Annotated in this window: 16 protein-coding genes; 7 read left to right on the top strand and 9 right to left on the bottom strand. The window is 68.3% G+C overall.

Annotated features, from left to right (window positions below):
• Positions 1-948, top strand: coding sequence for an NAD-dependent epimerase/dehydratase family protein (locus EGT50_RS11345; RefSeq protein ID WP_127954542.1), 948 nt, complete (start codon positions 1-3; stop codon positions 946-948).
• Between the two features lie 9 nt (positions 949-957).
• On the top strand, positions 958-2,262 hold the full coding sequence (locus EGT50_RS11350; protein WP_127954545.1) for an MFS transporter: 1,305 nt from the start codon (positions 958-960) through the stop codon (positions 2,260-2,262).
• 4 nt (positions 2,263-2,266) lie between these two features.
• On the opposite strand, the gene EGT50_RS11355 is transcribed toward EGT50_RS11350, so the two are convergent.
• The 6 genes from EGT50_RS11355 to EGT50_RS11380 are packed head-to-tail and all read right to left on the bottom strand — an operon-like array spanning position 2,267 to position 7,417.
• Positions 2,267-2,815, bottom strand: coding sequence for a hypothetical protein (locus EGT50_RS11355; protein WP_235870705.1), 549 nt, complete (start codon positions 2,813-2,815; stop codon positions 2,267-2,269).
• Between the two features lie 40 nt (positions 2,816-2,855).
• Complete coding sequence (locus tag EGT50_RS11360) at positions 2,856-3,932, bottom strand: sulfate/molybdate ABC transporter ATP-binding protein (protein ID WP_127954548.1); 1,077 nt, start codon at positions 3,930-3,932, stop codon at positions 2,856-2,858.
• The gene (locus tag EGT50_RS11365) at positions 3,929-4,735 is read right to left on the bottom strand and encodes an ABC transporter permease (RefSeq protein WP_127954552.1); all 807 of its coding nucleotides are present in this window, start codon (positions 4,733-4,735) and stop codon (positions 3,929-3,931) included. The genes EGT50_RS11360 and EGT50_RS11365 overlap by 4 nt, the downstream gene beginning before the upstream one ends.
• The gene (gene modA, locus EGT50_RS11370; RefSeq protein ID WP_408014633.1) at positions 4,732-5,493 is read right to left on the bottom strand and encodes a molybdate ABC transporter substrate-binding protein; all 762 of its coding nucleotides are present in this window, start codon (positions 5,491-5,493) and stop codon (positions 4,732-4,734) included. Before modA ends, EGT50_RS11365 begins: the two co-directional genes overlap by 4 nt.
• A complete protein-coding gene (locus EGT50_RS11375) occupies positions 5,490-5,897 on the bottom strand; it encodes a TOBE domain-containing protein (RefSeq protein WP_127954555.1) in 408 nt (135 codons plus the stop codon). The genes modA and EGT50_RS11375 overlap by 4 nt, the downstream gene beginning before the upstream one ends.
• Before the next feature lie 59 nt (positions 5,898-5,956).
• Positions 5,957-7,417 carry a CCA tRNA nucleotidyltransferase gene (locus EGT50_RS11380; RefSeq protein WP_127954558.1) on the bottom strand — a complete coding sequence of 487 codons (1,461 nt, stop codon included), beginning with the start codon at positions 7,415-7,417 and terminating at the stop codon, positions 5,957-5,959.
• A 126-nt stretch (positions 7,418-7,543) separates the two neighbouring features.
• Between EGT50_RS11380 and EGT50_RS11385 the strand changes: the two genes are divergently transcribed.
• The 5 genes from EGT50_RS11385 to EGT50_RS11405 all read left to right on the top strand — a co-directional run bounded on the left by EGT50_RS11385 (position 7,544) and on the right by EGT50_RS11405 (position 16,065).
• Positions 7,544-8,098 (top strand): NUDIX hydrolase, encoded by a 555-nt coding sequence (locus EGT50_RS11385; RefSeq protein WP_127954562.1) that lies wholly within the window; start codon positions 7,544-7,546, stop codon positions 8,096-8,098.
• Positions 8,095-10,512, top strand: a complete 2,418-nt coding sequence (locus EGT50_RS11390) for a DUF6049 family protein (protein WP_127954565.1) — start codon at positions 8,095-8,097, stop codon at positions 10,510-10,512. The genes EGT50_RS11385 and EGT50_RS11390 overlap by 4 nt, the downstream gene beginning before the upstream one ends.
• Positions 10,513-10,814: 302 nt before the next feature.
• Complete coding sequence (locus tag EGT50_RS11395; RefSeq protein WP_235870706.1) at positions 10,815-14,564, top strand: murein biosynthesis integral membrane protein MurJ; 3,750 nt, start codon at positions 10,815-10,817, stop codon at positions 14,562-14,564.
• Positions 14,565-14,653: 89 nt separating this feature from the next.
• Complete coding sequence (gene sigM, locus EGT50_RS11400; protein WP_127954571.1) at positions 14,654-15,235, top strand: RNA polymerase sigma factor SigM; 582 nt, start codon at positions 14,654-14,656, stop codon at positions 15,233-15,235.
• 65 nt (positions 15,236-15,300) lie between these two features.
• Entirely contained in the window at positions 15,301-16,065 is a 765-nt protein-coding gene (locus EGT50_RS11405) for a hypothetical protein (protein WP_127954574.1), read from the top strand.
• 119 nt (positions 16,066-16,184) lie between these two features.
• Here EGT50_RS11405 and EGT50_RS11415 read toward each other — a convergent pair whose 3' ends face one another.
• From EGT50_RS11415 to EGT50_RS11425, 3 genes are all read right to left on the bottom strand, one after another.
• Complete coding sequence (locus tag EGT50_RS11415; RefSeq protein ID WP_206615802.1) at positions 16,185-17,339, bottom strand: YVTN family beta-propeller repeat protein; 1,155 nt, start codon at positions 17,337-17,339, stop codon at positions 16,185-16,187.
• Positions 17,340-17,576: 237 nt separating this feature from the next.
• Positions 17,577-18,731, bottom strand: coding sequence for a beta-propeller fold lactonase family protein (locus EGT50_RS11420; protein ID WP_206615803.1), 1,155 nt, complete (start codon positions 18,729-18,731; stop codon positions 17,577-17,579).
• 233 nt (positions 18,732-18,964) lie between these two features.
• Positions 18,965-20,119, bottom strand: coding sequence for a beta-propeller fold lactonase family protein (locus EGT50_RS11425; protein WP_206615804.1), 1,155 nt, complete (start codon positions 20,117-20,119; stop codon positions 18,965-18,967).
• Positions 20,120-20,195 lie beyond the last annotated feature (76 nt).

Below are 20,195 nucleotides of genomic sequence, written 5' to 3' on the forward strand. Positions count from 1 at the left end.
ATGTCGAATCTGCAGGTAGTGACCGGAGCAGGACCCGTCGGCTGGACAGTCGCCGAGCAGCTGACCGACGCCGGCCACGACGTTCTGGTGCTGACCCGCTCCGGCAGCGGGCCGGTGAATCCCCGGATCGAACGTCGCAAGGTGGACGTTTCCAATCCGGCCGCCCTCGCCCCCGCGCTCGACGGGGCCGCCGCGGTCTTCCATTGCATCCACGGCTCCGCGTACGACGCTCGCGCTTGGGAACGGGAACTTCCGGGCGCCGAGCGGGTGGTGATGGACGCCGCCGAGCGGACCGGCGCCGTGGTGGTGTTCCCCGAGAGCCTGTACTCGTACGGCCGCCCCGACGGCCCGATGACCGAGGACAACCCACGCGACGCCACCGCTGGCAAGCTCGGCGTCCGCACCCGACTGCTCGCGGCCCGCGCCGCGCACCCGGTGCCCACGGTGAGCGTCGTCGCGTCCGACTTCTTCGGGCCGCGAGTCCGCGACGCACACGCAGGGGAACGGATGGTTCCAGCGGTCCTGAACGGGAAGACCATTCGGGTGATGGGGCGGCCCCACGTCGTGCACTCGTTCACCTACGTGCCAGATCTCGCCGCGGCGATGATCGCGGCGGCACACGACCAGCGGCTGTGGAACACAGTGCTGCACGCACCCACCGGCCCCGCGGTGACCCAGCGGCAGATGGTCGAGGGCTTCGCCGCCGCCGCAGACGTCCCCGCCCCGAAGGTGGGAACGCTGCCGAGCTGGCTGCTGCGCACGATCGGTTCGGTGCACGGCCCCACCCGGGAGCTGGCCGAGATGCTCTACCAGTTCGAGGCCCCGTACGTCATGGATTCGCGCCGAAGCGAGCGGTTGCTCGGACTCGCGCCGACCCCACTCGAGGAGGCGGCCTTGCAGACCGTCCGGTGGTGGGAGAACGAGCTGGCGGCAAAGACCGCCCGATAGGGTCACGGTGTGCGCAGACGGAGGTCGATTCGGCAATCGTGGACGATCGCCGTCACGACGCTGCGTCACTCGCCGGGACTCGCGCGTCTGACGACGGTCCGGTTCGCGAGCCAGTACGGTGACGGGCTGTTCCAGGCCGCCCTCGGTGGCGCCATCCTGTTCAATCCAGAACGCGAGACCGAACCACTGGCGATCGCGGCCGGGTTCGCGGTGCTGCTCCTGCCGTACTCCGTGATAGGCCCGTTCGCGGGTGCCCTGCTAGACCGCTGGGATCGACGCGCGGTCCTGCTGTGGGCAAACCTGTTGCGTGGCAGCCTCATCCTCGTGATCGCAGCCCTGCTGATCGCAGGAGCGGGGGAAACACCTCTGCTCGTCCTGGCTCTCGCCGCGATCGGCGTGAGCCGCTTCGTCCTCGCGGGAGCGTCCGCGTCCCTTCCCCACGTGGTACGCCAGAGTTGGCTGGTACCAACCAACTCCGTGCTCGCAACCGTGGGATCGGTGTTCTCCGCCCTCGGCGCCGGCACAGCCCTGACCATCATCGGGGTGGTGGGCCCAGGGAACCTGGGCTCGGGCATCGCGGTGGCCGTCGGCGCCACCGGATCAGTGATCGCGGCGTGGACCGTGAGCGGTTTCGCGCTCAACGCCCTCGGACCGGCCGAGCCCGGGACCAGAAGGCCGAGCACACGTGGCGTCGTGGCCGCCGTGCTGTCGGGTCTGCGCATCGGCGCGACAGCCGTCTGGCAGGCGCCCGGTGTGACCACGCCGATGATCGGAATCGGCGCCCACCGCATCGTCTTCGGGATCAACACGCTGCTGATGGTGCTCATCCTGCGTCATCCAGCAGCAGGCGGTGCACTGCCCGGCGGCCTGGCCGGGTTCGGTGTCGCAGTGGGTGCCACCGCCGTCGGGATGCTGCTCGCGGCGCTCGCCACGCCATGGTTGATTCCCCGCCTCGGACGCCCTCGTACCGTGACCCTCGCACTCGTCTTCGCAACGCTCGTACAGGCGACGCTCGTCGCGTCGCTGTCACAACCGCTGCTGCTCGCCGGCGCGTTGCTGCTCGGATTCGCCGGCCAGACCATCAAGCTCACAGGTGATGCGGCGATGCAGATCGAGATCGACGACGGCCGTCGCGGGCAGGTGTTCGCACTGCAGGACACCGTCTTCAACGCCGCCTTCTGTGCTGCACTGGCCGCCGCGGCGACGGTCGTCGCACCGGATGGGCGCTCACTCGGTTTGGTGTTCGTCGGCGCTGGAACCTACGCCCTCGCCCTGCTCGCGATCGGCCTGAACTCACGCCGCGCCGCCGCGTGACAGGTCAGGCCCTGACTCGCCACACGGTGTCGAGACGCCCGTCGGCGTCGGTGTCGCCGAGCCGCACCGTCAGTCGACCAGGGTCCTCCTCAGCCACCAGGACCGTGTCGTAGCGGCCACCGTCGCGGGTCGAGGTCAGCACAACGTCTGGTGTGCCGTCACCGTCGAAGTCGGCGACGGCGTCGTCCGACTCCCCGTCGCCGTCGTAGTCCACCGTCCGCCACTCGGACGGAGACGGCGCTGCGGGCGGAGAAGCCCGCTCACGTGAGACCTCCTGAGCCCACACCCCGTTGCGTACCGGGTCGGCGAAGTAGCGGGCCGTCGACTGCCCGGCGTCCAAGACCGCTCGGTCGACCACCGAATCGCCGTCGACATCCCACATGGCGTCGTCGAACAGACCGTCGCCGTCGAAGTCCAGGCGCACCGCATCGAACACGCCGTCACCGTCGAGGTCCAGATCGGCAGCCGAGGTCCAGGTGCTCAGCTCGCCGTCGCCGGTGCCGAACCAGTACTCGAGTGCTCCCATATCTGGGTGGACGTCGGGAGAGATCAATCGGTTCCGTCGGTCGCGTACGGTCTCCCGCCACACTCGCTCACGCGGTCGGGTACACCGCCACCTCGGTCGCCTTGACGGCGAACCACACGTCCTCACCGGTCGCGAGGTCGAGCTCGGCGACAGCACCGGCGGTGACGTCGGCGATCAGACCGGGGGAGCCGTCGGCGTGGTCCTCGGCACGGACACGGATCGTGTGCCCACCGATGCCGGTGATCTCGGTGATCCGGACGCGGAACACGTTGCGTGGACTTCCTTCCGGGTGAGCGCGGTGGACCGCGACCGCGGTGGGGCCGAAGACGGCGACCGCACCGTCGCCGGGCGTGCACGCGTCCTCGGTGGTGCCGTGGACCAGGCCTGCAACGGTCTCTACCCCGTCGGCGCCGAGCTTGCCTGACAGCAGGTTGATGCCCGCGATCCGCGCCGCGAAGGTACTGCGCGGACGCGTCAGCACCCGCTCGACCGGACCTTCCTCGACGATCTTCCCGCGGTCGATCACCACCGCGCGGTCGGCGAGCGAAAGTGCATCCAGCACATCGTGAGTCACGAGGATCGCAGTACGGTCATCGCTCCGTAGCACCCGTCGCAGCAGCGCTCGGACGGCCGGCGCGGCACCGACGTCGAGCGCAGCCATCGGCTCGTCGAGCAGAAGCAACCCGGGTTCGGCGGCCAGGGCACGGGCCACCGCCACCCGCTGCGCCTGGCCGCCGGACAGCCTGCGGGGCCGGCGATCCGCGAAGCCTGCCATCTCGACCTCGTCGAGCCAGCGTGTCGCTGTTGCGTAGGACTCGTGCCTGCCTCGCCCGGCGCTGCGCGGCGCGAAGGCGACGTTCTCCCGAACGGTCAGGTGCGGGAACAGCAGCGGTTCCTGGGCGAGCAGCCCGACCGACCGCTGATGCGGCGGCACCGCAACATCTGTCTTGGTGTCGGTGAGAACGCGGTCGTCGAGCACCACACGTCCGTCGTCGGGGCGCAGCAGACCCGCGACGACATCGAGGAGCGTCGACTTGCCGGCGCCGTTGGGCCCGAGGACCGCGAGAACCTCGCCCGGCGCGACCGCGAGTTCGACGTCGAGGCCCCTCGACCCGACTCTCGCCCGAGCCGTGAGCCCGCTCATAGCGCGCCTGCCGCGCGTCGGGTTCGGGCGCCGAGGACGATCGCGACGGCCACGAGGACCAGCAACAGAGAAAGCGCCACGGCAGCCTCCGGGTCTGTCTCCCGCTGTAGGTAGATCTCCAGCGGCAGCGTCCGGGTCACCCCTTGGAGGCTGCCGGCGAATGTGAGTGTGGCACCGAATTCCCCGAGCGCGCGGGCGAACGCGAGCACCGCGCCCGACACCAGGCCGGGCAGAACCAGTGGCACGGTCACCCTTCTCAGCACCGTCGTCGGACGGCCCCCGAGTGTCGCGGCGACGTCCTCGTACCGGCGTCCGGCGGTACGCAGGGCCCCCTCGAGGCTGATCACGAGGAACGGCAGCGCCACGAAGGTCTGCGCCAGCACCACCGCGGTGGTCGAGAACGCGATCTGGATGCCCGCGACCTCGAGGTGCCGGCCGATCAACCCATGTCGTCCGAAGGTGTAGAGCAGCGCGAGGCCGCCGACGACGGGCGGTAGCACCAGCGGCAGCAGCACCAGGGCCCGAAGTGCGGCGAGACCGGGAAAGCGGCACCGCGCCGACACCAGTGCCATCGGGACCCCGAGAAGAACACACAGAAGCGTACTCGCCGACGCGGTCCTGATGCTCAATGCCAATGCATCCAAAGAGGATTCGGATGTCACGAGCTGAAGGAAATTGGGCCAGTCCACCTCGACGAGCATCGCCACGAGCGGGAGCACCACCAGAAGGCTGCCCACGGCCGCGGGGACGAAGATCCAGGCGGGGAGTCCGGCCGGAATCCGGGCCGTCGGCCGAGCGGTCACGGTGTCCCGAACCCTGCGTCGGACAGTACTCGGCGCCCTTCCGGACCGAGCACGAAGGCGACGAAACTCTCTGCCGTGTCCACGTTCCCGGATCTCCGCAACACCGCGATGGGGTAGGTGTTGACGACCCTCGCCGCCTCGGGGAACGGAACGGTGGCGACCTTGTCGCGCGCAGCTGCGGCATCGGTCACATACACCAGACCGGCGTCGGCCTGACCGGTGACGACCTTCCCCAGGACGTCGGTGACCGAGGACTCCTCGCTCACGGGCGAAAGGTGGATTCCGGTAGCGTCCTCGATCCGCCGGGTCGCCGTACCGCACGGCACCTGCGGCGCGCAGACCACCGCCTTCACTTCCGGCCTGGTGAGATCTTCGAACGACACGATGTTCGCCGGATTACCCGGCGGGACAACGATCGTCAGCACGTTGGTGGCGAAGTTCACAGGTTCGCTCGCTGTCAGCCCGGCACCGGTCGCCTTGGTCATGTTCGCCGTGTCGGCTGATGCGAAAACGTCTCCCGGAGCTCCCTGGTCGAGTTGTGTGGACAGGTCGGACGATCCGGCGAAGTTGAACACGACCCGAGTCCCGGGATGCTGGGCCTCGAAGAGCCGGCCCACCTCGGTGAACGTCGAACGCAGCGACGCCGCGGCAAGAATGGTGATCGACTGCCCTTCCGTGGTGTCGGCGTCGAGGGAACCACTGCAGCCCGCCAGTATCGCCGCCGCGATCCCGACGGCCACCACATGCAGCAGTCTCACGCCTGTGATCCCGGGGTCTCGACGATCACGGTCGTCGCCTTCACCACGGCGACTGCCACGCTGCCCGGCTCGAGCTTCAACGCCTCTGCCGACTCGGCACTCATGAGCGAAACGACGGAGAACGGGCCACACTGCATCTCGACCTCTGCCATCACGCCGTCGATCCGTACCCGGGTGACCAGGCCGACGAAGCGGTTGCGCGCTGAACTGCCCACTCCGAGTGGGTTCTCCGGCCCGGGCGCGGCGTTGGCGCGCGCGAACTCGGCGAGCTGCTTGCCGTCGACGACCATGCGTCCGGCGTCGTCCTTGTGGGAGGCGAGGGTGCCGGCGTCGACCCACCGCCGGACGGTGTCATCACTGACGCCGAGTAGCTGGGCCGCGTCGCGGATCCGAACGTCGGGCATGCGACAGAGTCTATAACCGTAGATACGGACAATCCAATAGCAATTGTCCGCATCTGCGGCTACTCCTGCGCCTGTTTGCCCTCTCCCCACCACTTCAGCAGTTCTGCCTCCGCCTCTTCCCGGCTCAGGGGACCGCGATCCAGACGCAGTTCCTTGAGGTACCGCCACGCCTGGCCCACCTGCGGTCCAGCGGGGATGCCGAGCAGATCCATGATCGCGTTTCCGTCGAGGTCGGGGCGCACCCGCGCCAGATCCTCCTGCTCGGCGATCCGAGCGATCCGGGCCTCGAGGTCGTCGTAGGTGGACTGCAGGGCGGCCGCCCGCCGCTTGTTGCGGGTGGTGCAGTCCGCGCGAACCAGCTTGTGCAGCCGCGGCAGCAGGTCACCGGCGTCCGTGACGTAGCGGCGGACCGCCGAATCCGTCCACTGGCCCTTGCCGTAACCGTGAAATCGCAGATGCAAGAACACCAACTGGCTGACGTCGTCGACCATCTGCTTGGAGTACTTCAGGGCTCGCATCCGCTTGCGGACGAGCTTGGCGCCCACCACCTCGTGGTGATGGAAGCTGACGCCGCCACCGGGCTCGTTGCGCTTGGTATCGGGCTTGCCGACGTCGTGCAGCAATGCGGCCCAGCGCAGTACCAGATCCGGATCGCCGTCCTCGAGATCGATCGCCTGCCGGAGAACGGTCAGCGAGTGCCAGTACACGTCCTTGTGCTGGTGGTGCTCGTCGATCTCGAGCTTCATCGCGGGAATCTCGGGAATCACCCGGTCCGCAAGCCCGGTCTCGCACATGACATTGACGCCGTCGATCGGGTACTCGCCGAGGATCAGCTTGTCGAGTTCGGCGCGCACGCGCTCCGCAGTGATCCGCTCGATCTGCCCGGCCATCTCGACGATCGCCTCACGCACCCGGGGCGCGAGAGTGAACCCGAGCTGCGAGACGAACCGGCAGGCCCGCAGCATGCGCAGCGGGTCGTCGTTGAACGAGATCTCCGGTGCCACGGGCGTGTCCAGCACGCCGGCGAGCAGCGCGTCGATGCCGCCGAGTGGGTCGACGAACTCGACGGTGCCGTCCGGGTCGATCCGCACGGCCATCGCATTGACGGTGAAGTCACGTCGGACCAGATCCTCGTCGAGCGTCGTGCCGTACTGCACCTCCGGGTGCCGGGTGACCCCGTCGTACGTGTCGGTGCGATACGTCGTGAATTCCAGCTGATCGTCGCCCTTGGAGGCACTGACGGTCCCGAACGCGATGCCGGTGTCCCATTGGTTGTCGGCCCACCCCCGCAAGATCTCCTGCACCTGCTCGGGGCGGGCGTCGGTGGTGAAGTCGAGGTCCGTGCCGAGGCGCCCCAGGACGGCGTCGCGCACGCTGCCACCCACCAGGTACAGCTGGTGTCCGGCCTCGGCAAACCGGGCCCCGAGCGGGGCCAGCACGTCCGACAGGGCGCCCAGGGTCTGATGCGCACCGCGGAGCAGTCGGGCACGCCGTTCGGCGTCGGGAGGGGTGGCGTTCACGTCAGCAGACCTTACCGAGGCCGACAAATGCTGGAGCGCCGCGTACGCGGCGGCGATACGGCGACACCGCCGCCACCCTGGAGTGGAAGTACGGCCGCCCTGAATTTGTCAACTACGATCAATGGGGTGTCCGCAGCCAAGCCCGCAAACCGCAACCGCCGCCCTTCGCGGCGGCGCGGCTCAGGCACGCAATCGGGCGCACCGCGCATGCGAACCGTGCGCGAAACGTCAGCCGGGGGATTGGTCGTCGACGGCCTCGGTGGCCCCAAGGACAAACTGTGCGCAGCCCTGATCGGGCGCACCGATCGACGCGGCCGGTTGCTTTGGTCGCTGCCGAAGGGGCACATCGAGAAGGGCGAGACCGCCGAGCAGACGGCGATGCGTGAGGTCGCCGAGGAGACCGGCATCCGCGGCGCCGTCGTCGCGGCACTCGGAAGCATCGACTACTGGTTCGTCACCGAGGGCCGGCGGGTCCACAAGACCGTGCACCACTACCTCATGCGATCGCTGGGCGGTGAGCTGTCCGACGCCGACCTCGAGGTCACCGAGGTGGCCTGGGTTCCGTTGTCGGAACTGGACTCACGGCTCGCCTACGCCGATGAGCGCAAGTTGGCCGGGATCGCCGGGCAGCTCATCGCGGAGATGGAACACACACGCGTCGGGGGGACCGGCACGGAATGACAATGGCATCGCGTCCGGCATGGCGACGTTCCGGTGCCACGATCCTTACGGCGCTGACGCTCGTCCTGATGCTGTTCAGCGCCGTCCTGATCGGTACCGGAACCGTGTCGGCCCAGACCGACACACACGCGACGGCACAACACCCCCAGTTCCTGAAACTCAGCATCGACCGCGTCACCCCGACTGCGGTGACCACGACGACCGCCCCCACCGTCACGGTCACCGGAACCGTCGCGAATGTCGGCGACCGCCCCGTCGCCGACATCGCGGTGCGCCTGCAGCGGGCCGCCGCAGTGGACTCGAGTGAAGAGTTGCGCACCTCACTCGACCTGTATCAGGGCGAGTTCGACACGGTCGGGCCCTTCGTCCAGGTCGCGTCGAACCTCGAGCAAGGTGAGCAAGAACAGTTCACGCTGTCGCTGCCGCTACGCTCGCAGACCGATTGGTCTCTCGACATCACCGAACCTGGTGTCTATCCGATGCTCGTCAACGTCAACGGCACTCCCGACTACGGCGGTCAGGCCCGTCTCGACGACGCCCGCTTCCTGCTCCCGGTGCTGGGGCTGCCGCAGGCCGACGGCGCCACCGACACCGCCCCGCAGGGTTCGGACTCCGCGTCCGCGACCGCGCCCGTCCCACCCGACACCTCGAACCCGGTCCCGGTCACGATGCTGTGGCCGCTGGCGGACGAGCCGCAGCTGGCCGCCGGGATCCCCGGATCGATCAACGAGCAGGTCCGGCTCGTCGACGACGACCTAGCTCGCTCGCTGTCCCAGGGAGGCCGCCTCGACCAACTGCTCGCCGCCGCCGAGTTCGCGACCGAGCCGGACGTGGACCGGGACGGCGAACTCACCGACAGTCTGTGCCTGGCCATCGATCCGGACCTTCTGATCACGGTCAGCAACATGACCAGGGGCTACCTGGTGGTCGAGGATCCGGCGAACCCAACCGGTCCCGCCCGCGAGGGCGATGGAAGCGACGCGGCCGCCGCGTGGCTGCAGCGCCTCGAGTCGCTCACCCGGAGGATCTGCGTCATCGCACTACCGTTCGCGCAGGTCGATCTCGCGGCATTGAGCACTGTCGACGACGAATCCCTCACCTCGAGCGCGTTGCTGGCGCCGGCCGACATCGTCGACTCGATCCTCGGCGTGACTTCACTGCGGAACATCACCTGGCCCGACGCCGGCGTCCTCGACGAGACCTCCGCGGAAATGCTGCACGAACTCGGACCCGCCATGACACTGCTCGCGGCCAACGCGGTCGAGGCGACACCTGCGCCGGGCCGGAAGATCACCCTCATTGGCGAGGGTGAGGACTCCCTCGACGCCGCTCTGTTCGACGTCTCGGCCGCGACCGCCCTGGCCGCCGTCGGCTCGGCTCCGCAGACTCCGTCGTACGTTCCCGAACAGGCACGCTACGACCTCGACCGCGACTCACGCACGGCCCGATTGCAAGATGCGCTGGGCGCCGTCACCTGGCGGTCGCTGCAGGAACTGGGCGGCGTGAACCGGGCGGGGGACCGGTCGATGCTCATCGTTCCGCCGCAACAGTGGTCAGCCGACGGTGACGAGGCCGCAACCGTCCTGTCGACGATCTCGACACTGCTCCGATCCGGTCTCGCGACCCCGCAGCCGTTGACGGCGATCGTCGCGCAGCCGCCGACGAAACCCGCCGTGGCGGACCTGGTCTATCCACAGCGCGCGATTCTCGACGGCATCCCCGAGTCCGTCGAGTTGGGGGTGGAGGCGCAGGCGTCGCGCATCGACGAGCTGGTCACGACGCTGGTCGACGACCCGCAGGTGCCGTTGACGCCGACCCAGTTCATGGCGCCGCTGTACGAAGACCTGCTACGGGCGATGAGCCTGTCGAACCGGCGCGACGAGGGCGCCTCCGACGCGATGGACGGGGGCTCCTCCGGCGCGGTGGACCAGGCTGCTCACACACGCGTGAGAAACGTCACCACCGCGATCGACGGCATGTACCGGGCGGTCACGATCCTGGCCCCCGGCGGGGTCTACACGCTCGCGTCGGAGCAGAGCCCCCTATTGCTGGTGGCACGAAACGACCTCCCGGTCGGGATCACGGTGCAACTGCAGGTCGACGCCCCTGAGGAAATGCAGATCACCGACATCGGGCCACAGCAGCTGCCACCTCGCGGCAGCCGGTCGCTCCAGGTACCCGCGGAGATCTCGGATTCACGGACGATGGTCGTCAGCTTCTCTCTGACTACCGAGAACGGCCAGAACCTCGGTGAGCAAACTTCGGTCACTGTTCGGTCGAACGCGTACGGTCAAGCTTTGGCGATAATTACCGCGGGCGCTGGTGCACTACTGCTGTTCCTTGCGGGACGACGGCTCTGGCACCGGTTCCGTGGCCAGCCCGACCGAGCCGACGAAGGGTACCAACGTCCATGACCGAGAACTCTCCCGGCGAGGGCGATCGGCCGAAAGGACGGCCGGCTCCGTGGGGACGAGGTCCGGCACCATCGCAGCCACCGCGCCCGGTGCCACCGGGTGCGGGGCCACCGGGTGCCCGGCGCCCGATGCCCCCCGCCGGACCCCGCCCCGTCCCACCGAACGGCCCCCGCCCGCCGCAACCGGGTGTCCCGCCTCGGATGCCGCCGCGCCCCGGACCTGCAAACGGTCCGCGCCCGACGCCTCCCGCCGGACCACGCCCCGCTCCGCGCGGTGGTCCGCCGCCTCGGCCGCCGAGACCGATGCCCGCAGGTCCTGTCGCCGCACCACCGCCCCCGCCGGGTCCCCCGGCCGGTCGGGAACCGGAGAAGACCAGCGAGGAACCGGAGAAGAAGAGCCTGCTGGCCGCGACCGGTTCGATCGCGTTCGCGACGCTGGTCAGCCGGGTTACCGGGTTCCTGAAGCAGCTGTTGCTGCTCACAGCGCTCGGTCCCGCCGTGGCCAGCGCTTTCACCGTCGCCAACCTGATCCCCAACATGATCTCCCAGCTGGTGCTCGGCGCGGTGCTCACCGCGATCGTCGTGCCAGTCCTGGTCCGGGCTGAGAGTGAGGATCCGGACGGCGGCTCGGCCTTCGTCCGCAGGCTTTTCACCGCGTCCATCACGCTGCTGGGTGCGGCCGCTCTGCTGACGACCGCGGCCGCCCCGATCCTGGTCAAGTATGTATTCCTCCCGGAGAACGGCGACGTCAACATTGCACTCGCCACAGCGCTGACACTGCTGCTGCTGCCGGCGATCCTGTTCTACGGGCTCTCGGCATTGTTCACGGCGATCCTGAACACGCAGCAGGACTTCAAACCCGGGGCGTGGGCACCCGTCCTGAACAACGTGGTCGTACTCGGCATCCTCTCCGCGTACTGGTTGATACCGGGGGGTATCTCGCTCGACCCGGTCCGGGTCAGCGATCCGCACGTGCTGCTCCTCGGTCTCGGCGTGACCGTGGGTGTCGTGGCCCAGGCCGTGTGCCTGGTCCCGGCGATCCGCCGGCAGGGCATCTCGCTGCGACCGCTGTGGGGCATCGACGACCGCCTCAAGCAGTTCGGCGGCATGGCCGCCGCGATCGTGTTGTATGTGCTGATCAGCCAGGCCGGCATGGTGTTCGCTACCCGTGTCTCGGCGCAAGTCGACGAGGCCGGCCCAGCGATCTACAACAACGCCTGGTTGCTGCTGCAGTTGCCCTACGGCGTTCTCGGCGTCACCGTGCTGACCGCGATCATGCCGCGTCTGAGCCGCAACGCAGCCGCCGACGACACCCCCGCCGTCGTCGACGATCTGTCGGTAGCCACACGGCTGACGATGATCGCGCTCATCCCGGTCATCACCTTCCTCACATTCGCGGGCCCGCAGGTCGGCCAGGCGCTGTTCGGGTACGCCAACTTCGCGGGAGATGCCGAACGGCTCGGCGAAGCCGTCAGTTGGTCAGCGTTCACGCTCATCCCGTACTCGCTGGTGCTGATTCATCTGCGGGTGTTCTACGCACGCGAACAGGCGTGGACCCCGACGTGGATCATCCTCGGGATCACCGGTGTGAAGGTGGCGCTGTCGGCGCTGACGCCGTACATCGCTTCGGACGCCCAGCAGGTGGTGATCCTGCTCGGCGCGGCCAACGGGCTCGCGTTCGTGACGGGCGCGTTCATCGGTGGTTACCTGCTGCACCGCAGCCTCGGCAACCTGCAGATGGCGAACGTCGGAAAGACGGTGTGGGTGGTGCTGCTCTCGTCCGCGGCCGGTGCCGTGGCGATGTTCGCAGCGGACCGACTGCTGGGTCTGGACCGGCTGTCGGAGTCGTTCGGTGGCCCGGGCGCGATCATCCGCGTCGCGATCACCGGCGCGTTGATGCTCGTCGTTACGTTCGTCCTTCTGTGGCTCGCGAAGGTCCCGGAGATCATGGCGATCACGGTGTCTCTCCAGCGGAAGATCCCGGGACTCCGTGGCCGCGTTGCGCCCGAGGCGGAAGGGGTGGCGCCAGCGGCGAGGGCGGCGGCGGCATTGTCATACGAACCTGAAACCGAGTTGATCCCGGTGATCCGCAACATCCCCCGGTCTATCGATCGACCGGACGGGCTCCCGTACCCTGGACGCAGCGAGGCGGACGTCGGTGGAGATTATATACCCGACGAGTTCATGGAAGGAGCGCGTGTGAGCGACGACGACGTTGCCGACAGGAAGACCGGCACGTCCACTGACGTCACTGACGTCGCGGACGTCACCGATGCAACGGGCGCTACTGGCGCTACTGGCGTCGCGGATGTGAATCCGGCGGACCAACAGTTGACCCCCTCCACCCCAAACGACACGGACGAAAATGGCTCTGCTGCAGCAACTTCCGACTACGATTCCGCACATCATCCGACCGAGCGAACTCGCCGACGCGACCCGAACGTCGACACCGGCGTGCTTCCGATCGGCTCGCCGCAACTACCACCGCTGCGCGTGACCGGCCCGGCCCCCGAACCTCGTCGGCCGCTGCGTGGTCCCCAGCTGATGCCGGGCGTGTCCGTGGCCGGAGGGCGCTACCGGCTCCTGGCGCCGCACGGCAGCGCCCGCGGGCTCGAGTTCTGGCAAGCTCTCGACATCAAACTCGACCGCGAGGTGGCGCTCACCTTCGTCGATGCCGACCAGCAGGTGGAGGGTGCCGCCGCAACCGGCCCCGACGGTCCGCAAGCGATCCTGTCCCGCACCCTCCGGCTGGGGCGACTCAACTCGCCCGGTCTGGCCCGCGTCCTGGACGTGGTGCGCGGAAGTTCCGGTGGCATCGTCGTCGCGGAGTGGACCCCCGGCCGGTCTTTGAAGGAGATCGCAGCGACCGAGCCTTCGCCGATCGGGGCGGCCCGGGCTGTACGGGCACTCGCCGCGGCTGCGGAGGCCGCGCACCGCAGCGGCAGCGCGCTGTCGATCGACCAGCCCGACCGGATCCGCATCAGCACCGCCGGTGACGCAGTCCTGGCATTCCCCGGAACCCTGTCCGACGCCGACCCTGCCTCCGACGTCAAGGGACTCGGAGCGATGCTCTATGCCCTCATCACGGCGCACTGGCCGGTCACCGAGACCGCGGACGAACCCAGCGGCATGGACCCCGCCCAGCGAGACCCATCCGGCCGCCCCGTCGAACCGCGGGCCGTGCGTCCCGAGGTTCCGTTCGAGATCTCCGCGGTCGCGGTGCGAGCGCTCGGGGGTGACAGTGGTATCCGTGCCGCGGCGACGGTTCAGCACATCCTCGAACAGGCGACAGTCGTCGACCAGAAGACCGAACTCATGCCGGCCCTGCGGCTGGGGCAGAAGGCGCAAAGCGAAGACGAGCACGGCTTGGCCGATCCCGAGGCGGTAGCCGCCGAGAAGCGGAAGTCGAACCGCACGTTGGTCGCCCTGGTCTCGCTCGGTGCCCTCACCGTGGTGCTGCTCGCTCTGATCGGCTGGTGGCTGGCGAACCTGCTGGCCGGTGGCAACAGCGACGAATCGCTCACGAACCAGAACATCGGTCTGACGACGTCGGTGGAGGCGCCCGAGCCGACGGCCGCGGTCCCGCCTCCGGCTCCTCTGCCACCCGCGGCCGCGTCCATCATCATCCCTTCGTCGGCCTCAGCGTTCTCGCCGCAGGGCACGCCGGACAACGCCGCCACCGCAGATCTCGCGATCGACGGCAACCCGGAGACGGTTTGGGAAACCGATACGTACTTCCAGCCGTTCCCGGCGCTCAAGCCCGGCGTGGGCCTGATGGTGACGCTGCCTGACACCGCGCAGCTGGCGAGCATGGAGATCGTTTCGCCGACGCCTGGAACGCAGGTCGAGATCCGGTCGGCGCCGGCGCCGGACACAACGCTCGACCAGACCCACGTGATCGGAAACGCCACCCTGAGAGAGGGCGCGACCGAGATCCCCCTGACGCCCGACGGCGCAACCAAGAACGTTCTCGTGTGGATCACTGATCTGAGTACGGCAGACGGAAAGAACCAGTCGGCCATCGCCGGGGTGTCGTTCACCGCCGCACCCTGATCCGGCGGACCGAACGTCCGATACGGCCCGACGAGATCAGCCGGACGCTCGACGTGCCAGTCACCCACTGATGGGCTAACATCCGCCCGGTGCGAATCTTCAGGGGGGTCGCCAAGGCCGGTCCGTCGGATTCGGAACTCTTGGCAGCACACGCGTCGGGTGACGCGGGCGCGTTCGCAGAGTTGCTGAGTCGGCACTACGACCACCTTTGGCACGTTGCGAGGAGAACGAGCTACACCGTCGAGGACGCTGCAGACGCGCTGCAGGAGGCGCTGCTGTCCGTGCACCGCACAGCGGGGTCGTTTCGGAAGGACGCGGCTGTGCGCAGTTGGCTGCACACGATCGTGGTCAATGCGTGCCTCGACCGGATCCGCCGGAACCGTGTCCGGCCAACGGTATCCCTGTCGTCCGACGACGCGGTCGATCCGCGCGATGAGCGGGACTACGTCGCGGAGCGGGAGGTCAGCCTGCTCGTCGACCAGGCCCTGCTGCGGTTGCCGGTCGAGCAGCGCGCCGCGATCGTCGCAGTCGACATGGAGGGCTATTCGGTCGCCGAAGCCGCCCGGCGGCTCGGCGTGCCCGAGGGGACCATCAAGAGTCGCTGTGCCCGTGCGCGGACCAAGCTCGCATCACAATTGGAATACTTACGAGAGGTGGGGAACCGATCCTGACCTCCTCGCGTCTGAACCAAGTGAAGGCACAAAGGCGTGCCGAAACTTGCAGGTAGGAGGTGGGGATGGCGGTCCACGACGGTGACGAGACGCTGAGCCCCCCGTTCTCGACGGACTTGCTCGCCGACCTGCATGCCGGCGTCCTACCGCACGACGAGAGCACTCGGTTGTGGCCGCTCGTGCGCCAGGATCCGGCCGCGCTCGCCGTGATCGAAGCCCTCGACGCCGTCTCTGCCGATCTCGGCGAGGCGGGCCGCGACCACAGCCTCGGGACACGCGTCCCTCCGGAGATCGCGACTCGTATCAATGAAGCTCTGGCAAAAGAGGATTCGTGTTCGAGTGTAGGCGTGACGGAGCTGGTGGGCGTTCGGACCCGGCCCTCAGCTCGCACCTGGATCGCGGTGGCGGTCGCGTCGACGGCCGCGGCGGCCGGTGTGGTGTTCACGCTCGACCGAATCGACCCCGCAGAACCGGCCGCACCCACGGTGCTCGCAACACCCACGGCGGCCACGCCACAGCCCCCAGTCGTCGACCTCGGGGCCGACATCGACGGCGGCCAGGTCCTCGCACTGGTGGGTGACTCGGACTCGTCGAGCGCGGACGGTGTCGGGCACCTCGCCGACCCTGAAGTCCGCGCTGCTTGCCTGCAGGCCAACGGCATCGACCGGTCGACCCCCGTTCTCGGAATGCGGGAAGTCCGGTTCCGCGGCGACGACGCCGTGCTCCTGCTCCTCCCCGGACCCCGTCCGCCGGCACTCACAGCGCTTGTCGTCGGCGCTGGCTGCGATTCAGCCAACCCCGAGTTGCTCTCACGAACCGAAATCGGCTGAGCGTCTCGAGGAGACGAGGCTCCGAGATCATCGAAAGGGCGATTTCCCTTTCCCGCAATGTATTACGCCGCCACCCTCATCGTGAGGGTAGCGGCGCAATCGTTGACGGCGCTCCGATGTCAGCTGGTGGTGCTACCCGCCGACCCGGCACCCGCTCCGGCACCCGCGAACGACCCGCCACCCGTAGAACCGGCACTGCCCGTCGACCCGGCCCCCGCGCCCGCGAACGAACCGGTGCCGAAGCACAACGATCCGGGGCACTTCTCCACGGCGATCACCGATACCGTGTCGTCGTTCTGGTTGGTTACATAGACACGGGAGCCGTCCGGAGACACCGCCACCCCGGCCGGGAAGTCCCCGACCGGGATGGTGTCGACGACCGCGTCGGTCAGCGTGTTGATCACCGAGACCGTGTCGTCGCCCTGGTTGGGGACGTAGACACGCGTCCCGGTCGGGGACACCGCCACGTCGGTCGGACCGGCCCCGACCGGGATGGTGTCGACCACCGTGTTGGTCAACGTGTTGATCACCGACACCGTGCTGTCTCCGGCGACAGTGACGTAGACGCGGAACCCGAACGGGGACACCGCCACCGCGGACGGGGCGGGCCCGACCACAATGGCGTCGACCACTGTGTTCGTGGCGGTGTCGATCACATCCACCGTGCCGTTGGACTGGTTGGTGACGTAGACGCGGGACCCGAGCGGGGACACCGCCACCCCGAACGAGAAGGCCCCGATCGTAATGGTGTCGACCACCGTGTTCGTGCCGGTGTCGATCACATCCACCGTGCCATCGAAGAGATTGGTGACGTAGACGCGGGACCCGTCCGGGGACACCGCCACCCCGAACGGGGCGATCCCGACCGCAATGGTGTCCACCACCGTGTTCGTACCGGTGTCGATCACCGACACCGAGGCTGCACTGGAGTTGGTGACGTAGACGCGGGACCCGTCCGGAGACACCGCCACCTCGGACGGACCGGCCCCTACCGCAATGGTGTCCACCACCGAATTCGAGGCGGTGTCGATCACGGACACCGAGGTGCCGCTATTGTTGGCGACGTAGACGCGGGACCCGTCTGGAGTCACCGCCACCCCGGCCGGGCGGGCCCCGACCGGGATGGTGTCGATGACGGTGTCCGCGGCCGCGGCCCCCGACCCCGTACCGGCCATACCCAGCACCATCGCCGAAACAGCTGCCGCACTGAACACCAGACGCGCTACACGCCCCCCGATCGTGCGGCGTTCTCGTAAACCACTGAGCCAATTCACATTTCTCTCCCACCGTCGAGGAACAGAACGCACAGGCAACGCAGTGACACGAACCGGCACCCGGATCGGACACCGGACGCAGGGAGGCTAGCAACCACAACCCCGAAATACCCTGAGAAACACCGAAACCCAGCACAAGCACCAGTCCGGTTGTTGCTGCAGCAGATCGGTCAATGGACCTGGGCGCCGCCACCCCCACATTCGAGGTGACGACGCCCCAGCTCACCAGGTGGAGGTTCAGCTGGATGTGCTGCCCGCCGACCCGGCACCCGCCCCGGCACCCGCGAACGACCCCGTACCCGAAGAACCGCCACTGCCCGTCGAACCGGCCCCCGCGCCCGCCAAAGAACCGGTGCCGAAGCACAACGAGCCCGGGCACTTCTCCACGGCGATCACCGACACCGTGCCGTCGCCGGTGTTGGTGACGTAGACGCGGGACCCGTCCCGGTTCACCGCCACCCCGAACGGAGCGTTTCCGACCGGAATGGTGTCGACCACCGTATTCGAGAGGGTGTCGATCACCGACACCGTGCCGTCAGGGCGGTTAGTGACGTAGGCGCGGGCCCCGGATGGGGTGACCGCCACGCCCCGAGGGAGGTTCCCGACCGTGACGGTGTCGATGACGGTGTTGGTGAAGGTGTTGATCACCGACACCGTGCCGTCGGCCAGGTTCACAACGTAGACGCGGGACCCGTCGGGGTTGACCGCCACCCCGAACGGGTCGGCCCCGACCGGAATGGTGTCGACCACTGTATTCGTGAAGGCGTCGATCACCGACACCGTGCCGTCCCCACTGTTGGCAACAAAGATGTGTGACCCGAGAGGGGACACCGCCACCCCGGCGGGGGTGGCCCCGACCACAATGGTGTCCACCACCGAGTTCGTGAAGGTGTTGATCACCGACACCGTGCCGTCACTCACGTTGGAGACGTAGACGCGGGCCCCGAGCGGGGACACCGCCACCCCGGACGGGGCAGCCCCGACCGCAATGGTGTCCACCACCGCATTCGTGAAGGTGTTGATCACCGACACCGTGCCGTCACTCTGGTTGGTGACGTAGACGCGGGCTCCTAGCGGGGACACCGCCACCCCGAACGGAGCGTTTCCGACCGGAATGGTGTCGACCACCGTGTTCGTGACGGTGTCGACCACGGACACCGTACCGCCAATGTTGTTGGTGACGTATGCGCGGGACCCAAATGGGGACACCGCCACCCCGATCGGCTCGCTCCCGACGGGAATGGTGTCGATGACGGTGTCCGCGGCTGCGGCCCCCACTCCCGCACCGGTCACACCCAGCACCATCACCGACACCGCTGCCACACCGAACACCAGACGCGTCGCACGCCCCGCGATGGTGCGGCGTTCTCGTAAACCACTGAACCAATTCACGTTTCTCTCCCACGTAGAAGAACAAAACGGACAGGCAATGCAGTGACACAAACCGGCACCCGGACCAGACGCCGGACGCGGGGAGGCTAACAACCACAAACCCGAAACAGCCGGAGAAACACCGAAACCCAGCACAAGCACTAGTCCGGTTGCTGCAGCAGATCGGTCAATGGAGTTGGGCGCCGCCACCCCCACACTGGGGTGACGGCGCCTCAGGTCACCTGGGTGGCGGTTCAGCTGGTAGCGCTGCCGGCCGACCCGGCACCGGCCCCGGCACCCGCGAACGACCCCGTTCCCGAAGAACCGGCACTGCCCGTCGACCCGGCCCCGGCACCCGCGAACGAACCGGCACCGAAGCACAATGAGCCCGGGCACTTCTCGACGGCGATCACCGACACCGTGCCGTCACCGGCGTTGGCGACGTAGACGCGGGACCCGGACGGGTTCGCCGCCGCCGCGAACGGGTCGTCCCCGACCGTGATTGTGTCGACCACCGCGTTCGTGCCGGTGTCGATCACATCCACCGTGCCGTCACCGGCGTTGGTGACGTAGACGCGGGACCCGTCCGGGGCGACCACCACGCCCCGGGGGAAGACCCCGACCGTGACGGTATCGATGACAGCGTTCGTGGCGGTGTCGATCACCGACACCGTGCCGCCGAGCTGGTTCGCGACGTAGACGCGGGACCCGGACGGGTTCACCGCCACCCCGACGGGGTTGGCCCCGACCGTAATGGTGTCGACCACCGCATTCGTGAAGGCGTCGATCACCGACACCGTGCCGCCGAGCTGGTTGGTGACGTAGACGCGGGCCCCGAACGGGGACACCGCCACCCCGAACGGGCCAGCCCCGACCGTGGTGGTATCGACCACCGCATTCGTGAAGGTGTCGATCACATCGACCGTGCCGTCAGCCTGGTTGGCGACGTAGGCGCGAGCCCCGAACGGGGACACCGCCACCCCGGCCGGGCCAGCCCCGACCGTAATGGTGTCGACCACCGCATTCGTGAAGGTGTCGATCACATCCACTGTCCCGTCACCCTGGTTGGCGACGTAGGCGCGAGCCCCGAACGGGGACACCGCCACCCCGAACGGACTGTTTCCTACCGGGATGGTGTCGACCACCGAGTTCGAGGCGGTGTCGACCACCGACACCGTGCCGTCACCGCTGTTGGCGACGTAGGCGCGAGCCCCGAGGGGGGACACCGCCACTGCGACCGGATCGGCCCCAACGGGAATGGTGTCGATGACTGTGTCCGCGGCTGCGGCCCCCGCTCCCGCACCGGCCATAGCCAGCACCATCGTCGAAACCGCTGCCGCGCCGAGCACCAGACGTGTGGGATGCCCCCTGGCCGCATGCAGACCATGAAAACCACTGAGCCAATTCACATTTCTCTCCTACCAATGAGGATCAAGACGGACAGGCCATGCAGTGACACAAACCGGCGGCCGGACCCAGATACCA

It is taken from the genome of Rhodococcus xishaensis (genome assembly GCF_004011825.1).
In the GTDB taxonomy this organism is placed as follows: Bacteria; Actinomycetota; Actinomycetes; order Mycobacteriales; family Mycobacteriaceae; genus Prescottella; species Prescottella xishaensis.

Bases quoted from the DNA above. Each gene is read 5' to 3' on its own strand.
- EGT50_RS11345 (WP_127954542.1), top strand. From the start codon at position 1: ATGTCGAATCTGCAGGTAGTGACCGGAGCAGGACCCGTCGGCTGGACA.
- EGT50_RS11360 (WP_127954548.1), bottom strand. From the start codon at position 3,932: ATGAGCGGGCTCACGGCTCGGGCGAGAGTCGGGTCGAGGGGCCTCGAC.
- EGT50_RS11375 (WP_127954555.1), bottom strand. From the start codon at position 5,897: ATGCCCGACGTTCGGATCCGCGACGCGGCCCAGCTACTCGGCGTCAGT.
- EGT50_RS11390 (WP_127954565.1), top strand. From the start codon at position 8,095: ATGACAATGGCATCGCGTCCGGCATGGCGACGTTCCGGTGCCACGATC.
- EGT50_RS11395 (WP_235870706.1), top strand. From the start codon at position 10,815: ATGCCCGCAGGTCCTGTCGCCGCACCACCGCCCCCGCCGGGTCCCCCG.
- EGT50_RS11405 (WP_127954574.1), top strand. From the start codon at position 15,301: ATGGCGGTCCACGACGGTGACGAGACGCTGAGCCCCCCGTTCTCGACG.